This is a genomic window from Neomegalonema perideroedes DSM 15528 (assembly GCF_000374145.1).
In the GTDB taxonomy this organism is placed as follows: Bacteria; Pseudomonadota; Alphaproteobacteria; order Rhodobacterales; family Rhodobacteraceae; genus Neomegalonema; species Neomegalonema perideroedes.
On record NZ_KB893653.1, the window covers coordinates 380,953 to 399,198 of the forward strand.

The window sequence follows — 18,246 nt, forward strand, 5'->3', positions numbered from 1 at the left end:
GGGAATGGGCGCGGGCGGGCCTCCGCCTGAATTCGGTCATTGAATCCGGATCGCCCGCAGGATCTCCGCCGTGGAGCGGCCCCGGAAGATCACGCCCTGATGTTCTCCGAGATCGGCCCGCGCGCCCTCCGGCCCGTCGCGCAGCGCCTGACGCAGAACCCCCGCGCCCTGAGCGGTCAGCACGAGCAGATCATGGGCCGGGTCGAAATCCCAGACCACCGTGAAGCCCCAGACTCCGTCATGCCCGAGCCAGAGCCGATCCGCGCCCAGCCCGAGCGCCACCGCGTTGACGCCGCCGTCGATGCGGATCACGTCGTCGCCGCGTCCGCCCGCGATGAGGTTGTAGCCGCCGCCGCCGGAGATTTCGTCGTCGCCGTCCCAGCCGATGAGGATTTCATTGCCGGGGCCGCCCTGAAGCCGGTCTCCGGCGTCGCCGCCGATGAAAAGGCGGTTTTCGGAATCGCCCTGAAAGCTCGCCGGACTCCGTCCGCGCCCCGAGACCGCCGCATGGCGCGACATGGCCAGAGTCGAGCCGTCGGGGAAGACCGGGACCAGAGTCCACATGGGATATTGCGCGGCGCCGTCGCCGTTCTTCGGATCGAGCAGGGCGGGGATCGTCTCCTTGGCCAGCCAGGCGTAGGCCTCGGCGAGATTGGGGTCGAAAAAGGCCGAGACGCCCGCCGCATAGCCCGAACGCGCCTGAGAGGCGTAATCCCAGCCCTTGTCATGGCCGCCCGCCTGATTCTGCGGCTCCGCCTCGAAGGCGGGCTTCTCGCCCATGAGGTTGGCCGCCGCGATGAGGCGCCAGCTCGGGATGGGCGCGCCGGATTCGTCGCGGGTGCGGTATTGATAGACCGTCGACCAGCGCGGATTGAAATCCGTCCGGAGGAAGCGGTTGAGGAAATAGGGCCGAATTCGCCGCCAGACCGGACCCGCCTCGGCGGCGAAGCCCATGCGTCCCGCCTGGGCGAGGGTGGTCAGGAAGTAATCCTGCTGCCAGTTGGAGACGATCCCTTCGGCGTTGGCGCCCTGAATCCAGCCTGAAGTCTCATAGGAGGCCGGGCCGCCGAGGGAATCGTCCTCGCCATAGGCCCGCGCATACCAGGCGAAGCGCTGGCCGAGCTTGCGGGCGAAATAGGCTTTGCTCGGGTCTTCGTCGGGCAGGATGAAGGCGGCGTTGGCGTGGGCGCGATTGGCCCAGGCCTGGCCGCGCACCTCCTCATTGCGGAGATTCCCCTGCGCGTCGTCGCGATAGCGCGGATTATAGCGCAGCAGCGCATAGGCCGCCTGAGCCTTGAGGTCGTCGAGATAGACCCGTTCTCCGGTCAGCAGATAGGGGACGTAGCTGGGATCCGGCTGATGGGCGTTGTCGAGCCGCCAGCCGCCGACGTTGGTCTCCAGCGGGCCGTGGCCGTTCTCGGCGAGGGTCGCGCGGCCGTCGAACCAGAGCTTCGGCCAGGCGTCGAGGGTCGGAGGCTCGCCGGTGGCCGGGTCGCGCAGACGCCAGGGAATGGAGCCCGCCGCCTCGGCGTTGGAGAGCATCATATGGCGGGTTTCGGCGCTTTGCAGACGCAGATGCGTCAGAATCCAATAGGGGACCGGGCCGATGTCGGAGCGGCCGCCGGTGTTGGGCATGGCTTTGGTGATGGTCCCCGATCCGAGCGGCTTGAAGTCGCCGCGGGTCTGGGCCTCGACGAAGCTGCGCATCTGACCGTCGACGAAGCGCTTGTCGATGGGAAGCTCGGGATCATAGGCCGGAACCGCCCCCGCCGCGATGAGATAAGGATAATCGACCACGGCGCGTCCCGATTCCGGCGCCGCGCCCGCCCAGACCACCTTGCGCCAGCGCGAAAAGCGGCGATGGGCGAAGTCCTCGGCCTGATGGACGACCTCGCCGCCGAGCAGAATCCGCAGATCATAGGTCGGATCAAGGACTTCAGACCCGGCGCCCGTCGGCATGCGGTCGGCGGAGAAGCCCGCCGAGAGCCGCGCCGCGCCGTCGGCCTGCGCCCGGAGGTCGAGGATGAGGGTCAGGCCGTTCGGCAGGGTCTCGGTCGCGCGGATCTCCTGCGCGAGGGGGCCGTCGAGCCAGGGCTTCGCGCCCGAAGCCAGAGCCGCCCGGAGCAGCCGCGCTCCCTCCAGACGAATCGGCGCGCCGCCTGCGGGCTGAATCTCGACGACCAGATCGAGCCCGCGCTCCAGAAGCCCCGCGAGAGAGGCCGCGCCTTGCGCGGGCTGCGGCGGCTCGGCGGGGCCGCGCGAGAGCAGGATCTCCGCTTCGCGCCCGCCCGGCGCGGCGAAGCTCAGAACCGCATGGCGCACGGAGCCGTCGGCCCAGCGCGCCTTGACGTCGGCCTGCAGAGGAATCGGGCGCCCGCCCGAGGTCGCGCGCAGGCCCGAGCCCTGAGGCCAGTCGCCCCGGCGGAAGACCTGTCCGAGCGTGAGGACCGCGCCCTCGCGGCCGGACAGCTCCACCAGCTTCAGCCCGACGATCTCCCCGGCCGCCTGCGGACGCGGAACCGCAGGCGCCAGAGGATCGGTCGCCAAAGGCGCGGCGCCGGCCGAAGGCGGGAGGGCGGCCCCCGCGAACAGGGCCAGAGCGAGGGCCGGAGCGAGAAGCGGGGCGCGCGAAAGGGCGGTCATGGCGGCGTCGTCCTTATGAGGGCGCCGAACCGGGCGGTCGGCGCTTCTTCACAATCGTCAACCGCTTCTGCACGAAAAGCGGTTTCAATTGGGTGAGCGCGCAACGTCTTATGGCGTAAGGTTTTTTCGGCGCTCCTTGAGGGAATTGGGGGGAGTGGAGGGCATGACTCAGGCCTTCGGCCATATGGCGCGGACGCGCGTCCGGACGCTGCTGACCATCGAGGGGCTGGCGATCCTCGTCGGGGTGGGGATTCTGGCGGCGGCCTTCGTGCCCTCGCGGGACAGGCCCGCGGCCTTCAGCGAGGCGGTCTTCGTCCCGACGGCGATGATCCTGATCCTGATGGTGGCGCTCGGGGTTTATGATCCCGACGCCCGCGCCCGCTACGCCGCCATGCGCGAGCGGCTGGCGGTGGCCAGCCTCTTCGGAGCGGCGGCGGCCTATCTGGCGCTTTATCTGTTCAGTCCGCTGTGGATCTCGCCGCTTTACGCTTTGGCGGCGGCCTCGGTGGCCTATGGCGCCGCGGCGGCGATGCGCTATGTCGTGATGCGCAGCCGGACTCTGGCGCGGCTCCAGCGGCGGCTGATTCTGGTCGGCGATTCCGAGGGCTTCGCCCGCTTCGACGCCATGCCCGGCGAGAAGCGCGACGCTCTGCGTCTGACGCTGGAGCAGGCCGCCGAGCCGGGCCGCCTCGCCGCCGAGATCGCGGATCTGGACGCGGGCGAGATCGTGGTGGCGGCCTCCAAACGCGAGACGCCCTTGCCCGTCGAGACTCTGCTCGACGCGCGCATGGCGGGTCTGCGGGTGATCGACCTCGCCGCCTTTCATGAACGCGAGACGGGGCGGGTGGATCTCGCCAATCTTTATCCTCAGCGCTTCATCTTCATGGAGACCAACGCCCATACCCAGATCGGGCGGCTGCTCAAGCGCTCGGGCGATCTGATCGTGAGCGGAATCGCGCTGATTCTGCTCTCGCCCGTGCTGGCGGGGGCGGCTCTGGCGGTGCGCCGCGACAGCCCCGGCCCGGCGCTGTATCGTCAGACGCGGGTGGGCCTGCGCGGCGAGCCCTTCGAGATCGTGAAGTTCCGCTCCATGCGCGTCGACGCCGAAGCTTCGGGACAACCGCAATGGGCGGGGGAGGCCGATCCGCGAATCACCAAGGTCGGAGCCTTTCTGCGCCGCACCCGCATCGACGAGCTGCCGCAGCTCTGGAACGTGCTGAAGGGCGAGATGAGCCTCGTCGGGCCGCGCCCCGAACGCCCTTATTTCGTCGGGAAGCTGTCGGAGACCATCCCGCATTACGCCGAGCGCCATCGCGTCAAGCCGGGTCTGACCGGCTGGGCGCAGATCAACTACCGCTACGGCGCCACCGAGAACGACGCCCGGGTGAAGCTCGAATACGACCTTTATTATATGAAGAACGCCAGCCTCGCGCTGGACGTCTACATCCTCATGAAGACGGCCCGCGTGGTGCTCTGGCCCGACGGGGTGAGGTGAGCGCAATCCGAAAAGTGGGAACCGGTTTTCGGATAAATTGCGCGACCACAAAAACTAAAAGAAGACCTCGGTTTGAAAGGCCGGGCGGACGCTCTCGCGCCATTCGGTCTTATAGAGCCGGATCAGACGCCCCGCCGCCGTCTCGCGGCGCTCCAGCATCCCGCGGAGCGGCGCGAGATAAGCCGCTTCGCTTGCGCCTGCTCCAAACTCAGCGGCGCGGGCGTTCAAGCCCGCCTCGGCGAGGGCCAGAACCTCATCCGCCACGCTCCAGAGATCGCGCCCGCCGATCTTCGCCGCCATGCCCTGAGCCGGAACCGCCGCGCGCAGAGCCAGAACCTCGGCGTGGGTCCAGTCTTTCACGAGGTCGAAAGCGGCGTCGAGGGCGGCGGAATCATAGAGCAGCCCCGTCCAAAGCGCCGGAAGCGCGAGGATATGGGCCGCGTCGCCCACGTCGGCGCCGCGCATCTCGATGAATTTCTTGAGCCGCACGTCCGGGAAGAGCGTCGTCAGATGATCCGCCCAATCCGAGAGGGTGGGGCGCTCGCCGGGCAGAGCGGGCAGGCGTCCGGCGAGGAAATCGCGGAAGGACTGGCCCAGAGCGTCGACGTAGCGGCCTTCGCGATAGACGAAATACATCGGCGTATCGAGGGCGTAATCCACCCAAGCTTCGAAGCTCGCGCCGGAGCCCTCAAAGGCGAAGGCGGGGATTCCCGTGCGGGCCGGATCGGTGTCGGCCCAGATGGCGCCGCGCCAGGATTCATAGCCGTTCAGCTTGTTCTCAGTGAAAGGCGAATTGGCGAACCAGGCCGTCGCCAGAGGCTGGAGGGCGAAGCCGACCCGCAGCTTGCGGGCCATGTCGGATTCGCTCTCGAAATCGAGATTCACCTGAACCGTGCAGCTGCGGAACATCATGTCGAGCCCCGAGCCGCCGACTTTCGGCATATGGCGCGTCATCAGCCCATAGCGGCCTTTCGGCATGACGGGAGTTTCGGCGCGGCTCCAGAGCGGAGAGGCGCCTAAAGTCAGGAAATTCAGACCCATCGGCCCGGCGACCGCGCGGACCTCCTCAAGATGGTTTTCGAGTTCGGTCCGGGCCTCGTGCAGGCTGCGCAGAGGGGCGCCGGAGAGTTCGAGCTGTCCGCCCGGCTCAAGGCTGACGTTCTCGGCTCCGCGCTTGAGGCCCACCAGAATCTCGCCTTCGTAAAGCCCCTCCCAGCCGAAGCGGCTCTTCAGCCCCTCCAGCAAGGCGCGGATTCCCGTCTCGCCCTCATAGGGGACCGGGCTCAGATCGGCCTGACGAAAGCCGATCTTCTCATGCTCCGTCCCGATGCGCCATGCGGAGCGGGGTTTGCAGCCGGCTTCGAGATAAGCCGCCAATTGCGCGCGGCTTTCGATCAAGCCGCCGCCCTGCTGAGGAATGGACATGAAGAACCCCGCGAAGCCCGCCCCTCGGCGGAGGCGCGGATCTTGTCATATTCGCCTTCCCCGCGCTCGGGCAAGCCCCCGCGCGGATCAGCCGAAAGAAGGAGGAAGAAGGCTCAGCCGCCCAGAATCCCCTTGGTGGAGGGCACGGAATCGGCTTTGCGGGGGTCCGTCTCCAGCGCGACGCGCAAAGCCCGCGCCACGGCCTTGAAGACGCTCTCGGCGATGTGATGGGCGTTGGCGCCGTAAAGCGTCTCCACATGCAGCGTGATTCCGCCGTTCATGGCGAAGGCGGTGAAGAATTCGCGGACCAGCTCGACGTCGAAGGTTCCGATCTTATCGCGGGGGAACTCCACCTTCCAGACGAGGAAGGGCCGTCGCGAGAGATCCAGAGCCGCCCGCGTCAGAGCCTCGTCCATGGGCAGGAGGCAAGAGCCGTAGCGGTTGATCCCCTTGGAATCGCCGACGGCCTTGTTCAGAGCCTGACCCAAGGCGATGCCCACATCCTCGACGGTGTGGTGATCGTCGATGTGGAGGTCGCCCTCCGCCCGGACATGGATGTCGATCAGGCTGTGGCGCGCGAGCTGCTCCAGCATATGGTCGAAGAAGCCGACGCCCGTCTTCACGTCGTAACGGCCCGTTCCGTCGAGGTCGACCGAGACGGAGACGCGGGTTTCAGTGGTCGCGCGTTCGACGCTGGCGCTGCGCATGGAGATCTCCCGGAGATGAAAGCCGGGCCGCAGAAAGGCCGCTCCGGGAGGCTTCGTCAAGTCCGCCGTCTGTCCTCGAGGAAGCGCAAGGCCGCCACCAAAGCGAAAGTCAGCAGCAGCAGCAGGAACCAGCTGCCGAATTTGCTCAGCGGCACCATGCGCCAGACCCGAATCTGATGCGGATAAAGCCAGATCCCCGCCGCCGTGGCGAAATTCTCCGCCAGCCAGACCAGCCCCGCCGCCGCCGTGAAAGGCAGGAGGAAGGGAATCCGTCGCCGCCCATGGCCCCAGTCCAGAGTCAGGATCGTCCGGCCGAAAGCCAGCAGAGTCAGCAGGAACAGCGGAATTCGAATGTCCGGGAGGAAATGATGGGCGAAGAAATTCAGATAGGCCGCCGCCCCGAGGCTCCAGATCGCCCAGAGCGGCGGCGCCCGCTCCAGACGCCAATCCGCCAGACGCCAGAAGCGCGCGAGATAGCTCCCCACCGCCGCATACATGAATCCGGTGAAGAGCGGCGCGCCCCAGAGCGAGAAGACTCCGCGATCCGGGTAAAGCCATGAGCCTTGCGAGACCTTGAAGATCTCCATGGCCGTGCCCGCGAGGTGGAAGACGAGGATCGTCAGAGCCTCGCCGCGGGTCTCCCAGCCGCCGAGGATCAGCCCGAGCTGAATCCCGAAAGCCGCCAGAAACAGCCAGTCGAGACGGGTCAAAGGGCCTTCCGGCGTGGGAATCGCCACGGAAAGCCCGATCAGCAGAAGCAGGATGATCCCGAAAGCCGCCGCCTTGATCTGAAGGCCGAGGAAGGCCCGCCAGCCGAAGCCCGAGGCTCCGGGCGCGGCCTCAGCGGCCTTCATAGGTCGGCTTGCGCTTTTCAAGGAAGGCCATGACGCCCTCGGCGAAGTCGCGGCTGCGGCCCGCCTCGGTCTGCAATTCGGATTCGCGGGTCAATTGCGCCGTGAGCGAGTCCTCCCAGCCCGCGCGCAAAGCCTGCTTCGCCAGCTTATAGGAGAGCGTCGGGCCCGCCGCGAGGCGCTGCGCCAAAGCCAAAGACTCCTCGATCAGCTTCTCATCCTCGAAGGCCTTCCAGACGAGGCCCCAATCCTCGGCCTTTTCGCCGGTCAGGGGCTCGGTGGTGAGGGTCAGGCCCATGGCGCGCTGAAGCCCCACGAGGCGCGGCAGAAGATAGGTCAGCCCGGCGTCGGGGATCAGGCCGATCCGCGCGAAGGCGATCACGAATTGCGAGCCCTTGCCGCAGACCGTCAGATCGGCCATCAGCGCCAGACCCGCGCCCGCGCCCGCCGCCACGCCGTTCACCGCCGCGATGGTCGGCACGGGGCAATCCGCGATGGCCCGCAGCATGGGGACGTATTCCTCGCGCAGAGTGCGCCCGATGTCCGGCATGCCCTGACGCTGCGCCTCGCCGAGATCCTGACCGGAGCAGAAGCTCCGCCCCTCGCCGGTGAGCAGCACCGCCCGCGCGCCCTCCTGAGGGGCCTGCGTGAAGGCGCGGGTCAATTCGCGGCGCATCCGCCCGTTGAGGCTGTTCAGGCTCTCGGCGCGGTCCAGCGAGATGAGGGCCACGTCGCCCGCCCGCGCATATCGGATCGCCTCGTAACGCTCGCTCATGGCCTTCCTCCCTCGGGGTTTTTCTTGACGGCGTTCTGAATATCAGAGCCCGAGCCCGCCGGAAACGGCGCCCTGAGGTCAGGGCGCCCCCCTCTCCGTCTCGCCCCCCTCCGTCGAAGGTCGCAGCCCCTGCGGCTCACAGCCGCTTGAGCGCGGCTTGCGCATGGGGCGAAGGGCCTTATGCTTCGTCTCCAGCCATATCCCGCGCCGCTGGAGCATTTTCCAGCGAAGCCGAAACGGCTTCGCGTCGTGAACATGCGACCAAATAAAAACTTAGAGCGTTTGAGCGATCCGGAGCGATCGAAAAACGTTCTAAACGTCGAGGAGAGCCGCCTTGATCGCCGAACTGGGCCATTTCGCCTTGATCCTCGCCTTCGCTCTGGCCGTCGCGCAGACGGTCCTTCCGCTTTGGGGCGCGCAGAAAGGCCATGACGGCGCCATGGCGGCGGCGGTTCCTCTGGCCGTGACGGGGTTTCTGCTGACGGCGCTTTCCTTCGCCGCGCTGACCTGGGCCTTTCTGACCTCGGATTTCTCGGTGGCGCTGGTGGCGGCCAATTCCCACAGCGCCAAGCCCTGGCTCTATAAATGGTCGGGCGTCTGGGGGAATCATGAAGGCTCGCTGCTGCTCTGGCTGCTGATTCTGACGCTTTACGGCGCTCTGGCGGCGGTCTTCGGACGCAATCTCCCGGCGACGCTCAAGGCGCGGGTTTTGGGGATTCAGGGCCTGATCGGGGTGGGCTTCGGCGCCTTCATCCTCTTCACCTCGAATCCCTTCCTGCGGCTGGCGGATCCGCCGCTGGACGGACGCGACCTCAATCCGCTGCTGCAAGACCCCGGCTTGGCCTTTCATCCGCCCTTTCTCTATCTGGGCTATGTGGGCTTCTCGATGGCCTTCAGCTTCGCGGTGGCGGCGCTGATCGAGGGGCGCATCGATTCGGCCTGGGCGCGCTGGATGCGGCCCTGGGCTCTGGCCGCATGGATCTTCCTGACGCTCGGCATCGCGCTGGGCAGCTATTGGGCCTATTACGAATTGGGCTGGGGCGGCTGGTGGTTCTGGGATCCGGTGGAGAACGCCAGCTTCATGCCTTGGCTGATCGGCGCGGCGCTGATTCATTCCGCCGTGGTGGTCGAGAAGCGCGGCGAGCTCAAGGCCTGGACGACGCTTCTGGCGATCCTCGCCTTTTCGCTCTCGCTGGTGGGCGCCTTCATCGTGCGCTCGGGGATCATCACCTCGGTCCACGCCTTCGCCAGCGATCCGACGCGCGGCGTCTTCATCCTCGGCATGCTGGCGGCGGCCACGGGCGGGGCCTTGGCGCTTTACGCCTGGCGGGCGCCTTTGCTGGTCTCGGACGGAGTCTTCAAGCCGGTTTCGCGCGAGGGGGCTTTGGTCTTCAACAATCTTTTTCTCTCGGTGGCGACGGCGGCGGTCTTCATCGGCACGCTCTGGCCTTTGGCTCTGGAGCTGATGACCGGCGAAGTGATCTCGGTCGGCGAGCCCTTCTTCGACAGCGCTTTCGGCGCGGCCATGCTGCCTTTGCTGATCGGCCTGCCGCTCGGGGCGATGCTGCCTTGGAAGCGGGCGGATCTCGGGCAGGCTCTGGCGAAGCTCTGGTGGGTCGGGGCGGGGGCGGTGGTCGTCGCGCTGCTGGTCGCCATGGCGCAGGGCGGCGGCAAGGGAATCATGGCGCCCGTGGGGCTGGCTCTGGCCTTTTGGGTCGGCGGCGGCGCGGTCGCGGATCTCGTCGAGCGGGCGAAGCTGGGCAAGGTCTCCGCCGGGGAATCGCTGCGGCGTCTGGCCAATCTGCCGCGCTCGGCCTGGGGCGCGGCTCTGGCGCATTTCGGCGTGGGGCTGACGCTCTTCGGGATCATGGCCGTCACGGCCTGGGAGGTGGAGACCATCCGCGCCGCCCGTCCGGGCGACAGCTTCCCGGTCGGGGCCTATGAGATGCGCTTCGAGGGCGTGGACCGCGAGCGCGGCCCCAACTACCTCGCCGAGATCGGGCGCTTCACGGTGCTGAAGGACGGCCGGGTCGTCGAGGTTCTGCGGCCTGAGAAGCGGGTCTATCCGGTGCAGGGCTCTCCGACCACCGAGGCGGCCATTCGGGCGCGTCTGAGCGGCGACGTCTACGTGGTGCTCGGCGACCGCCAGCCGGACGGCGCCACATGGGCGGTGCGGGCCTATCAAAAGCCTTGGGTCAATTGGATCTGGATCGGGGCTTTGGTCATGGCTCTGGGCGGGACGCTGAGTCTGGCCGACCGGCGGCTGAGGGTCGGGGCGCCCGCGCCGAAGAAGGCCCGCGCTCCTGCGGCGGCGCCTCCGGCGATGCAGGCCGCCGAATGAGGGGCTTCGCGCGGATTCCGGCTTTGGCTCTGGCGCTGGCTCTGGCGGCTCCGGCCTTCGCGGTGCAGCCGGACGAGATGCTCGACGACCCCGCTCTGGAGGCTCGCGCCCGCGCGCTCTCCAAAGACGTCCGCTGCCTCGTCTGCCGCAATGAGAACATCGACGATTCCAACGCGCCCCTCGCGCGGGATCTGCGGATCCTGCTCCGCGAGCGGGTCGTGGCGGGCGACAGCGACGCCGAGGTCAAAGACTTCCTCGTTGCGCGCTACGGCGAATTCGTGCTGCTGCGTCCGCGTTTCGGGGCGCATACGGCGATCCTCTGGTTCGGGCCGCTGGCGGCTCTGGGGCTGGGGCTGCTGATGGCGCGCGGAATCATGCGCCGCCGCGCCGGGCCCGCCGCGCCGGAGACGCCGGAGCCTGAGGCGCCGCTCTCCGAGGAGGACCGCGCGCGGCTGCGCGAATTGCTCGGCGACGGCGAGGAGGGCGGAAAAGGCGCGTGAACCCGGCCCGGAGCCGAGCCTGAATCCGGCCCTGAATCCGGCCCTGAATCCGGCGGATCGCCATGCGAAAACCCGAATCCGGGAAGAGCTTGTTAAGCATTCTGGCGTTTCATGGCTTGGGCGGGGCGATCGGGGCGGGCGCATGCGGCGAGGTTCATCAGCGCAGAGAACGGCGTCTTCGGCGCCATGCGGGCCGGGCCGAGGTTTTCGGATGGGCTTGCGGAGCGGCTTTCGCGCCTCCGTTGCGGCCTTCGTCCTCGCGGCTTCAGGCGGCGCGGCGGCTCAGGCCCCGGCTCCCTCTCAGCCTCCGGCCGCGGATCTCGTCTGGTGCCATGACGCGCCGCGCGATCTGGTTCAGCCCATCTCCCGCGCCGATTGCTCAGGCGTCGTCCTCGCCGACGAGGCGGGCCTCGCCCTCGACGAGGAGATCCGTCAGCGCCGCCTCGTGAAGATGCGCGCCGCCCTCGCCCGCGAGGAGGCGGCTCAGGCGGCGGGTCTCGCCTTCGCCAGCGCCGGAGCGGGCTTCCTCATCAATGAATTCGGCGACGTGCTGACCTCGGCCCATGTGGTCATGGGCTGCGACGCGCTCGGGGCGCGTCCGGCGGGGCTGGATCTGACGCCCTTCCGCGTGCTCGCCATGGACGCCGAGCGCGATCTGGCCATCGGCCGCCTCGATCCGCCGCCGCCCGAGGCCTCGCCCGTGCGCTTCGCGCCGCGCGCCGCCCCCGACGGAGATCCGGCGGCGCTCTTCGGCTTTCCGCATGAGGGGATGATCCCGCTCGTGGCGCGGCTGACTCCGGTGCATCTGGATTACGCCGTGGCCGATCCCGAGCGCGACGGCGCGACGGGGCTGCGCGGCGACGTGCGGCGCGGCCATTCCGGCGGCCCGGTGATGGATAGTCAGGGCCGCGTGACGGGCCTGCTCAAGGCTAAGGTGGATTCCGTCGAGGCCTGGCGGCGCAGCGGACGGCTGCTCAAGGAAATGGGCGTGATGCTGGCCCGCGAGGAGCTTCTGGCCTTCCTCAACCGCGCGCAGGCGCCCTATCACGTCGCGCCGGAGGAGGGGGCCGAACTCTCCGGCGAAGAGCTTTACGCCCTCGCGAAGCCCTCCCTCGCCCGGATCGACTGCTTCAAGCGCCGCATTCAGCCCGCCCGCTCGCCCCGCATCGTCGAGGGGCCGCAGGCGGAGCCGCCCGAAGTCGATCAGGGGGCGGTGGTCGAGGGCGGCGCGCCGAAGACGCTCCCCTTCGCCTTTACGGAGCCTCCGGAGGCGATCCCCCAGACGCCGCCCCAGACTTCGCCGCAGACTTCGCCCTCCGAAGCGTCCGAGGCCGAAACCGCGCCGGAAACGCCCTGATCCCCCTCCGGCGGCGCTGAAAGCTCATTGGGCGAGGGATTTCCGCCTCTTCGCGGGGCGGGTTCCTCCGCCTGAGACGCATTCCCCCTTCCCATGGCGGATAAAACGCGGCATGTAGGGGCCTCATCCCGCTCAGGACAGGACGTCATGGCCTCAGACCAGCCTAATTCCTATCGCGCCGGCCCCGACGACGAAGGCCGGTTCGGCATTTATGGCGGGCGTTTCGTGGCCGAGACGCTCATGCCGCTGATCCTCGACCTTGAAGCCGCCTATCAGGCCGCCCGCAAGGATCCCGCCTACGCCGCCGAGATGACCCATCTCTGGCGCCATTACGCGGGGCGTCCTTCGCCGCTCTATTTCGCCGAGCGGCTGACCGAGCATTTCGGCGGCGCCAAGATCTATTTCAAGCGCGACGAGCTGAACCACACCGGATCCCATAAGATCAACAACGTGCTGGGCCAGATCCTGCTGGCGCGGCGCATGGGCAAGACCCGCGTCATCGCCGAGACCGGCGCCGGACAGCACGGCGTGGCCACCGCCACGGCCTGCGCGCGCTTCGGGCTGAAATGCGTGGTCTTCATGGGCGCCGCCGACGTGGAGCGCCAATCGCCCAACGTCTTCCGCATGAAGCTGCTCGGGGCCGAGGTCCGCCCCGTGACCGCCGGACGCGGCACGCTCAAAGACGCCATGAACGAGGCTCTGCGCGATTGGGTCACCAACGTCGCGGACACCTTTTACTGCATCGGCACGGCGGCGGGGCCTCATCCCTATCCGAGCATGGTCCGCGACTTCCAGTCGATCATCGGCCTTGAGACCCGCGAGCAGATGCTGGAGCGCGAAGGCCGCCTCCCGGACACGCTGGTGGCCTGCATCGGCGGCGGCTCCAACGCCATCGGCCTCTTCCACCCCTTCCTCGACGATCCGCGCGTGAAGATCATCGGCGTGGAGGCGGGCGGCAAAGGGCTTGAGGGCTCCGAACACGCCGCCAGCCTCACGGGCGGGCGTCCGGGCGTGCTGCACGGCAACCGCACCTATCTGCTTCAGGACGCGGACGGCCAGATTCTCGAAGGCCATTCGATCTCGGCGGGCCTCGATTATCCGGGCGTCGGGCCGGAGCACGCCTGGCTCCATGACAAGAAGCGCGTGGACTACGTCGCGGTCACCGACAAGGAGGCCCTTGAGGCCTTCCAGCTCTGCAGCCTCAAAGAGGGGATCATCCCCGCCTTCGAGCCCGCCCACGCCCTCGCGCATGTGGCGAAGATCGCGCCTTCTCTGCCGAAGGATCATCTGCTCGTCATGAATCTCTGCGGGCGCGGAGATAAGGACGTCTTCGCCGCCGCCAAGCATCTGGGTTGGGAGATGGGCCAATGAGCCGCATTCAGGCGCGTTTCGAAGCCCTCGCCGCCGAGGGCCGGGCGGGCTTCGTCAGCTTCGTCATGGCCGGAGACCCCGATTACGACGCCTCTCTGGCGCTGATCAAGGCGCTGCCGGGCGCGGGCGTGGACATCCTTGAGATCGGCATGCCTTTCACCGATCCCATGGCCGACGGCCCCACCATTCAGGCGGCGGGAATCCGGGCGCTCAAGGGCGGCCAGACCCTCGTCAAGACTCTGGAGATGGTCCGGGCTCTGCGCGTCGAAAACGCCGAGACCCCCGTGGTGCTGATGGGCTATTACAATCCCATCTTCAGCTATGGCGCGGCGCGCTTCCTCGAAGACGCGAAAGCGGCGGGCGTGGATGGTCTGATCGTGGTGGATCTGCCGCCCGAAGAGGACGCCGAGCTTTGCCTGCCCGCCCGCGCGGCGGGTCTGGACTTCATCCGCCTCGCCACCCCGACCACCGACGAGAAGCGTCTGCCCAAAGTGGCGGCGAACACCTCGGGCTTCATCTATTACGTCTCCATCGCGGGCGTGACCGGCGCCGCCGTCCCCAAGCCCGCCGAAGTGCGCGCCGCCGTGAAGCGTCTGCGCGAAGGGACCGGACTGCCGGTGGCCGTGGGCTTCGGCGTGCGCACCCCCGAGACCGCCGCCGCCCTCGCCAAACACGCCGACGCCGTGATCGTGGGCTCGGCCATCGTCAAGGCCATCGAGGACAACCTCACGCTCAAGGGGACGCCCCGCGCGGGCTTCCTGAAAAAGGTGACCGCCGTGGCCGCCGCTCTGGCCGAGGCCGCGCGCAAGGCCCGGGCGGCCTGAGGGGATGGGCTTCGTCCCGGCGGATTCCACTCAGGTCGTCGCGACCAATTTCAAGCGGCGGCTTTCGGGCGTCACCGCCACCATCGAGCGGGTGGTCCCGGCGCAAAGGGCGCTCGGCGTGGGAGTCGCGACTCTCGGGCCGGGGCTCTCCGAGGCCGCGCCGCGCCTTCGCTTCCGGGATCTTCTGAAATTCTGGAGGGCGCCCGGGGGGCGCCCTTTCCGCATCTGGCACGCCCGGCGCAACGTCGAGATGCTGGCGGGGCTGGTCCTGCGCGATCTTCTGCGGATGAAGCTGCGCTGCGTCTTCACCAGCGCCTCGCAGCGCGAACATAGCGGCTGGACGAAATTCCTCATCCGCCGCATGGATTCCGTGATCGCCACCTCGGACCGCACGGCGGCTTATCTCGAAGTCCCCGCGACGGTCGTTCAGCATGGCATAGACCTCTCCGCCTACGCCCCTGCGGAGGATCGCGCGGCCTTGCGGGCGAGCCTTGGTCTGTCGCCGGATCTGAAGATGGTCGGCTGCTTCGGGCGCATCCGCCGCCAGAAGGGGACGGATCTCTTCGTGGAGGCTCTGATCCGGCTTCTGCCGGAGCGCCCCGGCTGGATGGGCGTGATCTACGGCCGCGCCACGGCGGAGCATCGGGCTTTCGAGGCCGAGCTTGAAGCGCGCGTCAAGGCGGCGGGGCTCGCGGAGCGCATCCGCTTCGCCGGAGAGCGCCCCAGTCCCGAGATGCCCGCGCCTTACGCCGCTTCGGATCTCTATGTGGCGCCTCAGCGTCATGAGGGCTTCGGCGTCACGCCGCTCGAAGCCATGGGCGCGGGGACGGCGGTGGTCGCGACCATGGCGGGGGCTTTCCCGGAATTGGTGGTCGAGGGCGAGACGGGTTCGCTGGTCCCTGTGGACGATCTCGACGCCCTGACCGCCGCGATGGCGCGCTGGATGGACGAGGATTCCGCCCGCGAGGCGGCGGGCCGGGCCGGACGCGCGCGGGCTTTGGCGCGTTTCGACATCTCCGTCGAGGCGGCGGCGCTCAACGCCGTCTACGAGCGGGTTTGGGCGCGGGGCTGAGGCTTTTGGCCTCTGCCGTCGCGTCCTCCCGCTGCGAAGCCTTTGGCTTCGCTGGACGACGCTCTAGCGCCCCGCGCGCAGAGTGACGCGCTCGCGGCCGTTCCAGATCGTCACCGAGGAGGGCGGCCCCGCGGTCATGGCTTCGATGCGCCATCCGCCCACCGTCGCGCCGACGCCGCCTTCGACGATGCTGTTGTCCGGCAGACGGATCAGCGCCGCGCTGCGGCCGCCTTCGCGGGGGAAGACCGCCGCCAAAGCCAGAGAAGCCGGATGAATCGAAGGCCCCGCCGGAGGCGGTCCTGAAGCCGCAGGCGCGGAAGGCGCCGGAGTCGGAACCGGCGCCTGAGTCCGCGCGGGCGGCGGCGTTTGCGCGACGGGCGCGGGGGGCGTCGGCGTTTCGGTCGGGGCGGCGGGGCGGGGCGTCGAGGGCCGCGGACTGAGGTCGATCCTCAGCGCGTCGTTTGGAGACGCGGGAGAGGGAGTCGCGGCGGGCGTCGTCGCGGAGGGCGGCGGCGTCAGCGCGGAGGTCTCGATGATGACGGCGCCGCCGCTGTCGGGGGCGGGAGAGGCGAGGCTCTCCGGCGGCCCCGCGGCGCCCGTCAGAGGCTGAGGCGCCGGCTCGCGCAGCGGCGCGAGGGTGAAGCTCGGATCCGGGCTCGCCACCGGATGCAGCGCCAGAGAGGCCGCCGTGCCGTAGCTTTCGCGCCGCTGATTGAACAACGGCCGCCGCGCGGCGACCTCCATAAGCGCATGATCCACGCTCGGCGCGTAAAAGCGCCGCGAGGGCGGCGCGCGCAGGCCGCTCAAAGGATCCTGAGGCCGCGCCGAGGGCTCGCCCGGATCCGCCAAGGCCGGCGCCTTGATCGCGAACCACGCGCCCCCAAACGCCGCGAGCGCGAGCGCCGCCGTGACCGCAAGCCAGGTTTCCCGCTTCATCGCGCCGCCGTCTCCTCTAGGCTCATGCGCTGCGCTTCGCCCTCGATGGTCAGCGCCAGAATGGGCGGACGGCCGTTCGGGCGGCTTTCCACCACCGCGCCGAATTTATCGATGAACAGAAAGGGCGGCTCCGACTCCAAGGCCGTGAGGAAGGCCGAGAGGCGGGATTCGGGCAGGGCGCCTTTCGCGAAGAACCGCACTTTCTCAATGCGCTGCCCTTCCTCTTTGGAGACCTCGATCAGCCCGCCGTCGTCCCAGCGGCCTTCGGCGGCGGTGATCAGGCTGCGGATGCGCCGGATGGCGCTGTCGGCGGCGAGCTGCGCGGTGTCCTCCGGCGAGAAGCCCGAACGCGGATCGCGCACATGGCGGCGCCATTCGCTTTCCTCCAGCGCGAGGCGCCTTCCGGCCTCGTCGAGGCTGCGGGCCTCTTGGGTCGCGGCGCGTTTGGCGAGGATCTCCTCGCCTTGGGCGCTCCAGACGCGCCAGAGCGGCGCCGCCGCCAGACCGGCCAGAACCAGCCCCAAGGCCGCGGCCAGACCAAGGGCGGCGAAGCGGCTGGCCAGAGTTCCGCGCTTGAGGCTCATCTTCCGCTCCATGTCACGGCGGCTTCGAGCGTGAATTGCGTCACGCCCGCCGTCGAGGTGGAATTGGAGCGCACGAAGCGGGCGCCCTCGAAATAGGGCGAGGCGTCCATGGCCTCCAGCACGCCGCGGGTGTCGGTGGCGCGGCCCTCCAGACGGATGCGGCGGTTCTCGATCCAGAGCTTGTCGAGATGGGCCGCCGGAGGCAGGGCCGCCGCCGCTGCCGCCGCGAGGGTCGAGATCTCCGGCGAGGTGCGCCGCTGGCTGGAGGGCGCGAGCGCCGCCGAAGACAGCCGCGCCAAAGCGTCGGAGCGGCCTGCGAGGGCCCCCTCGTCGCGGGCGCTGGCGATGGAGGCGGCGTTGGTCTCCTCGACCAGCGCCGAGCGCGCCGCCAGAGCCCGCGCCGCGCCGAAGGCGCCTCCGGCTATGGCGATCACGGCGAAGATCGCCGCCGCCCGCCGCAGGGGCTTGAGCGCCGGATCCGGAGATTCGTCGCGCAGGAAGACGGGCCGGGCCTCGGTTTCGCGCCAATGGGAGGGGCCGGAGACCCGCGCGGCGCGAAAGCCCCAGCGCTCGGCGTATTCGGCGGCCTCGCGGACGGTCTTTTCGGGGGCGACGGCGACCTCGGAGTAAACGTCGTCGGGAGTCTTGCGCGGCGCGGGCGCCAGATCGAAGGCCAGAGGCTGGCCCGATTGCTGCGCCAGCCGCTCCACCCGCAAAAGGGCGGCGGCCCGCAGAGCCGCGATCTCGCGCGGCTCGAAACGCTCCTCGCTGAGGAAGGTCTGATCCTGCGGCAGCACCACGTCCACCGAGGCCGGAGCGCCCACGCGGCGCTCGGCGGCCTCGCGCAGGGAATCCAGCTGCTCGGACCAGTCGAGCGCGCCGATGCGGGCGCTGGCGATGGCAGCCCCGCCCGAGCTCTCCACGAGATGGACCTCCTCCGGGCCGAGCACCAGCGCCAGAGGGGGATCAGCGCCCCGCCCACGCCAGATGTCGGACAATTCGCCCGTCCACCATCTCCAAAATCTCGTCAACGCCGTCATGGGGCGGCCTCGTCGCTCGACATCGTGCAAACCGCGGCGTTGCGCGTCGGCGCCTGCGGAGTCGGGCGCGCCTCTGCGCCCTGAGGCCTTCGTCGGGCCCTGAGGGGGTCCGGCGGGGGCCTTCTTCATTGGTTCTTCTTCGGGATCGGGGGGCGGGCCGCAGCCGGCCTTCCGATTCCGCCATGGCTTTTCAACCTTGGTTTACGTAGCATTATAAAACCCTTCCTCCAGCCTGTCCCGCGTGAAATCTCCTGATTCGGCGCTCTTTTGGCGCGATTGGACGCGGGCCTCGCCCAGAGGGCCTTTTGAAGGGCCCTCGCGCGGA

The 18,246-nt window shown here is 68.9% G+C and carries 15 protein-coding genes; 7 read left to right on the top strand and 8 right to left on the bottom strand.

All coding sequences use genetic code 11. The annotated features are described in order from the left end of the window. Positions 1-36: 36 nt before the first annotated feature. Positions 37-2,643: a calcium-binding protein gene (locus tag B161_RS0101870; protein WP_018631654.1), complete on the bottom strand. Its 2,607-nt coding sequence runs from the start codon at positions 2,641-2,643 to the stop codon at positions 37-39. Positions 2,644-2,806: 163 nt separating this feature from the next. On the opposite strand from B161_RS0101870, the gene B161_RS16195 reads away from it, so the two are divergent. Then, on the top strand, positions 2,807-4,138 hold the full coding sequence (locus B161_RS16195) for a TIGR03013 family XrtA/PEP-CTERM system glycosyltransferase (protein ID WP_018631655.1): 1,332 nt from the start codon (positions 2,807-2,809) through the stop codon (positions 4,136-4,138). Positions 4,139-4,192: 54 nt separating this feature from the next. Here the strand turns inward: B161_RS16195 and B161_RS0101880 are convergent, their stop codons facing one another. From B161_RS0101880 to B161_RS0101895, 4 genes are all read right to left on the bottom strand, one after another. Beyond that, positions 4,193-5,563 (bottom strand): glutamate--cysteine ligase, encoded by a 1,371-nt coding sequence (locus B161_RS0101880; RefSeq protein ID WP_018631656.1) that lies wholly within the window; start codon positions 5,561-5,563, stop codon positions 4,193-4,195. A 113-nt stretch (positions 5,564-5,676) separates the two neighbouring features. After that, positions 5,677-6,270: an imidazoleglycerol-phosphate dehydratase HisB gene (gene hisB / locus B161_RS0101885; RefSeq protein WP_026310124.1), complete on the bottom strand. Its 594-nt coding sequence runs from the start codon at positions 6,268-6,270 to the stop codon at positions 5,677-5,679. Positions 6,271-6,326: 56 nt separating this feature from the next. After that, positions 6,327-7,124 (bottom strand): DUF817 family protein, encoded by a 798-nt coding sequence (locus B161_RS16200; RefSeq protein ID WP_018631658.1) that lies wholly within the window; start codon positions 7,122-7,124, stop codon positions 6,327-6,329. Then, positions 7,111-7,896, bottom strand: a complete 786-nt coding sequence (locus tag B161_RS0101895; protein WP_018631659.1) for an enoyl-CoA hydratase-related protein — start codon at positions 7,894-7,896, stop codon at positions 7,111-7,113. Before B161_RS0101895 ends, B161_RS16200 begins: the two co-directional genes overlap by 14 nt. 334 nt (positions 7,897-8,230) lie before the next feature. On the opposite strand from B161_RS0101895, the gene B161_RS0101900 reads away from it, so the two are divergent. The 6 genes from B161_RS0101900 (at position 8,231) to B161_RS0101925 (ending at position 15,361) form a co-directional block, all read left to right on the top strand. Continuing rightward, a complete protein-coding gene (locus tag B161_RS0101900; protein WP_018631660.1) occupies positions 8,231-10,237 on the top strand; it encodes a heme lyase CcmF/NrfE family subunit in 2,007 nt (668 codons plus the stop codon). Then, positions 10,234-10,737, top strand: coding sequence for a cytochrome c-type biogenesis protein (locus B161_RS0101905; protein WP_018631661.1), 504 nt, complete (start codon positions 10,234-10,236; stop codon positions 10,735-10,737). The genes B161_RS0101900 and B161_RS0101905 overlap by 4 nt, the downstream gene beginning before the upstream one ends. Positions 10,738-10,948: 211 nt before the next feature. Beyond that, the gene (locus tag B161_RS0101910) at positions 10,949-12,094 is read left to right on the top strand and encodes a S1 family peptidase (protein ID WP_018631662.1); all 1,146 of its coding nucleotides are present in this window, start codon (positions 10,949-10,951) and stop codon (positions 12,092-12,094) included. 147 nt (positions 12,095-12,241) lie between these two features. After that, entirely contained in the window at positions 12,242-13,465 is a 1,224-nt protein-coding gene (trpB, locus tag B161_RS0101915) for a tryptophan synthase subunit beta (RefSeq protein ID WP_018631663.1), read from the top strand. Next, positions 13,462-14,289 (top strand): tryptophan synthase subunit alpha, encoded by an 828-nt coding sequence (gene trpA / locus B161_RS0101920; protein WP_018631664.1) that lies wholly within the window; start codon positions 13,462-13,464, stop codon positions 14,287-14,289. Before trpB ends, trpA begins: the two co-directional genes overlap by 4 nt. A gap of 4 nt (positions 14,290-14,293) precedes the next feature. Next, on the top strand, positions 14,294-15,361 hold the full coding sequence (locus B161_RS0101925) for a glycosyltransferase family 4 protein (protein ID WP_018631665.1): 1,068 nt from the start codon (positions 14,294-14,296) through the stop codon (positions 15,359-15,361). 63 nt (positions 15,362-15,424) lie between these two features. On the opposite strand, the gene B161_RS0101930 is transcribed toward B161_RS0101925, so the two are convergent. Genes B161_RS0101930 through B161_RS0101940 form a run of 3 tightly spaced genes read right to left on the bottom strand, consistent with a single transcriptional unit; the run spans position 15,425 to position 17,921 of the window. Beyond that, positions 15,425-16,297, bottom strand: a complete 873-nt coding sequence (locus B161_RS0101930; protein WP_018631666.1) for a hypothetical protein — start codon at positions 16,295-16,297, stop codon at positions 15,425-15,427. Then, on the bottom strand, positions 16,294-16,881 hold the full coding sequence (locus B161_RS0101935; protein ID WP_018631667.1) for a GspMb/PilO family protein: 588 nt from the start codon (positions 16,879-16,881) through the stop codon (positions 16,294-16,296). The genes B161_RS0101930 and B161_RS0101935 overlap by 4 nt, the downstream gene beginning before the upstream one ends. Continuing rightward, on the bottom strand, positions 16,878-17,921 hold the full coding sequence (locus B161_RS0101940; RefSeq protein WP_157755502.1) for a PilN domain-containing protein: 1,044 nt from the start codon (positions 17,919-17,921) through the stop codon (positions 16,878-16,880). The genes B161_RS0101935 and B161_RS0101940 overlap by 4 nt, the downstream gene beginning before the upstream one ends. Positions 17,922-18,246: the final 325 nt, after the last annotated feature.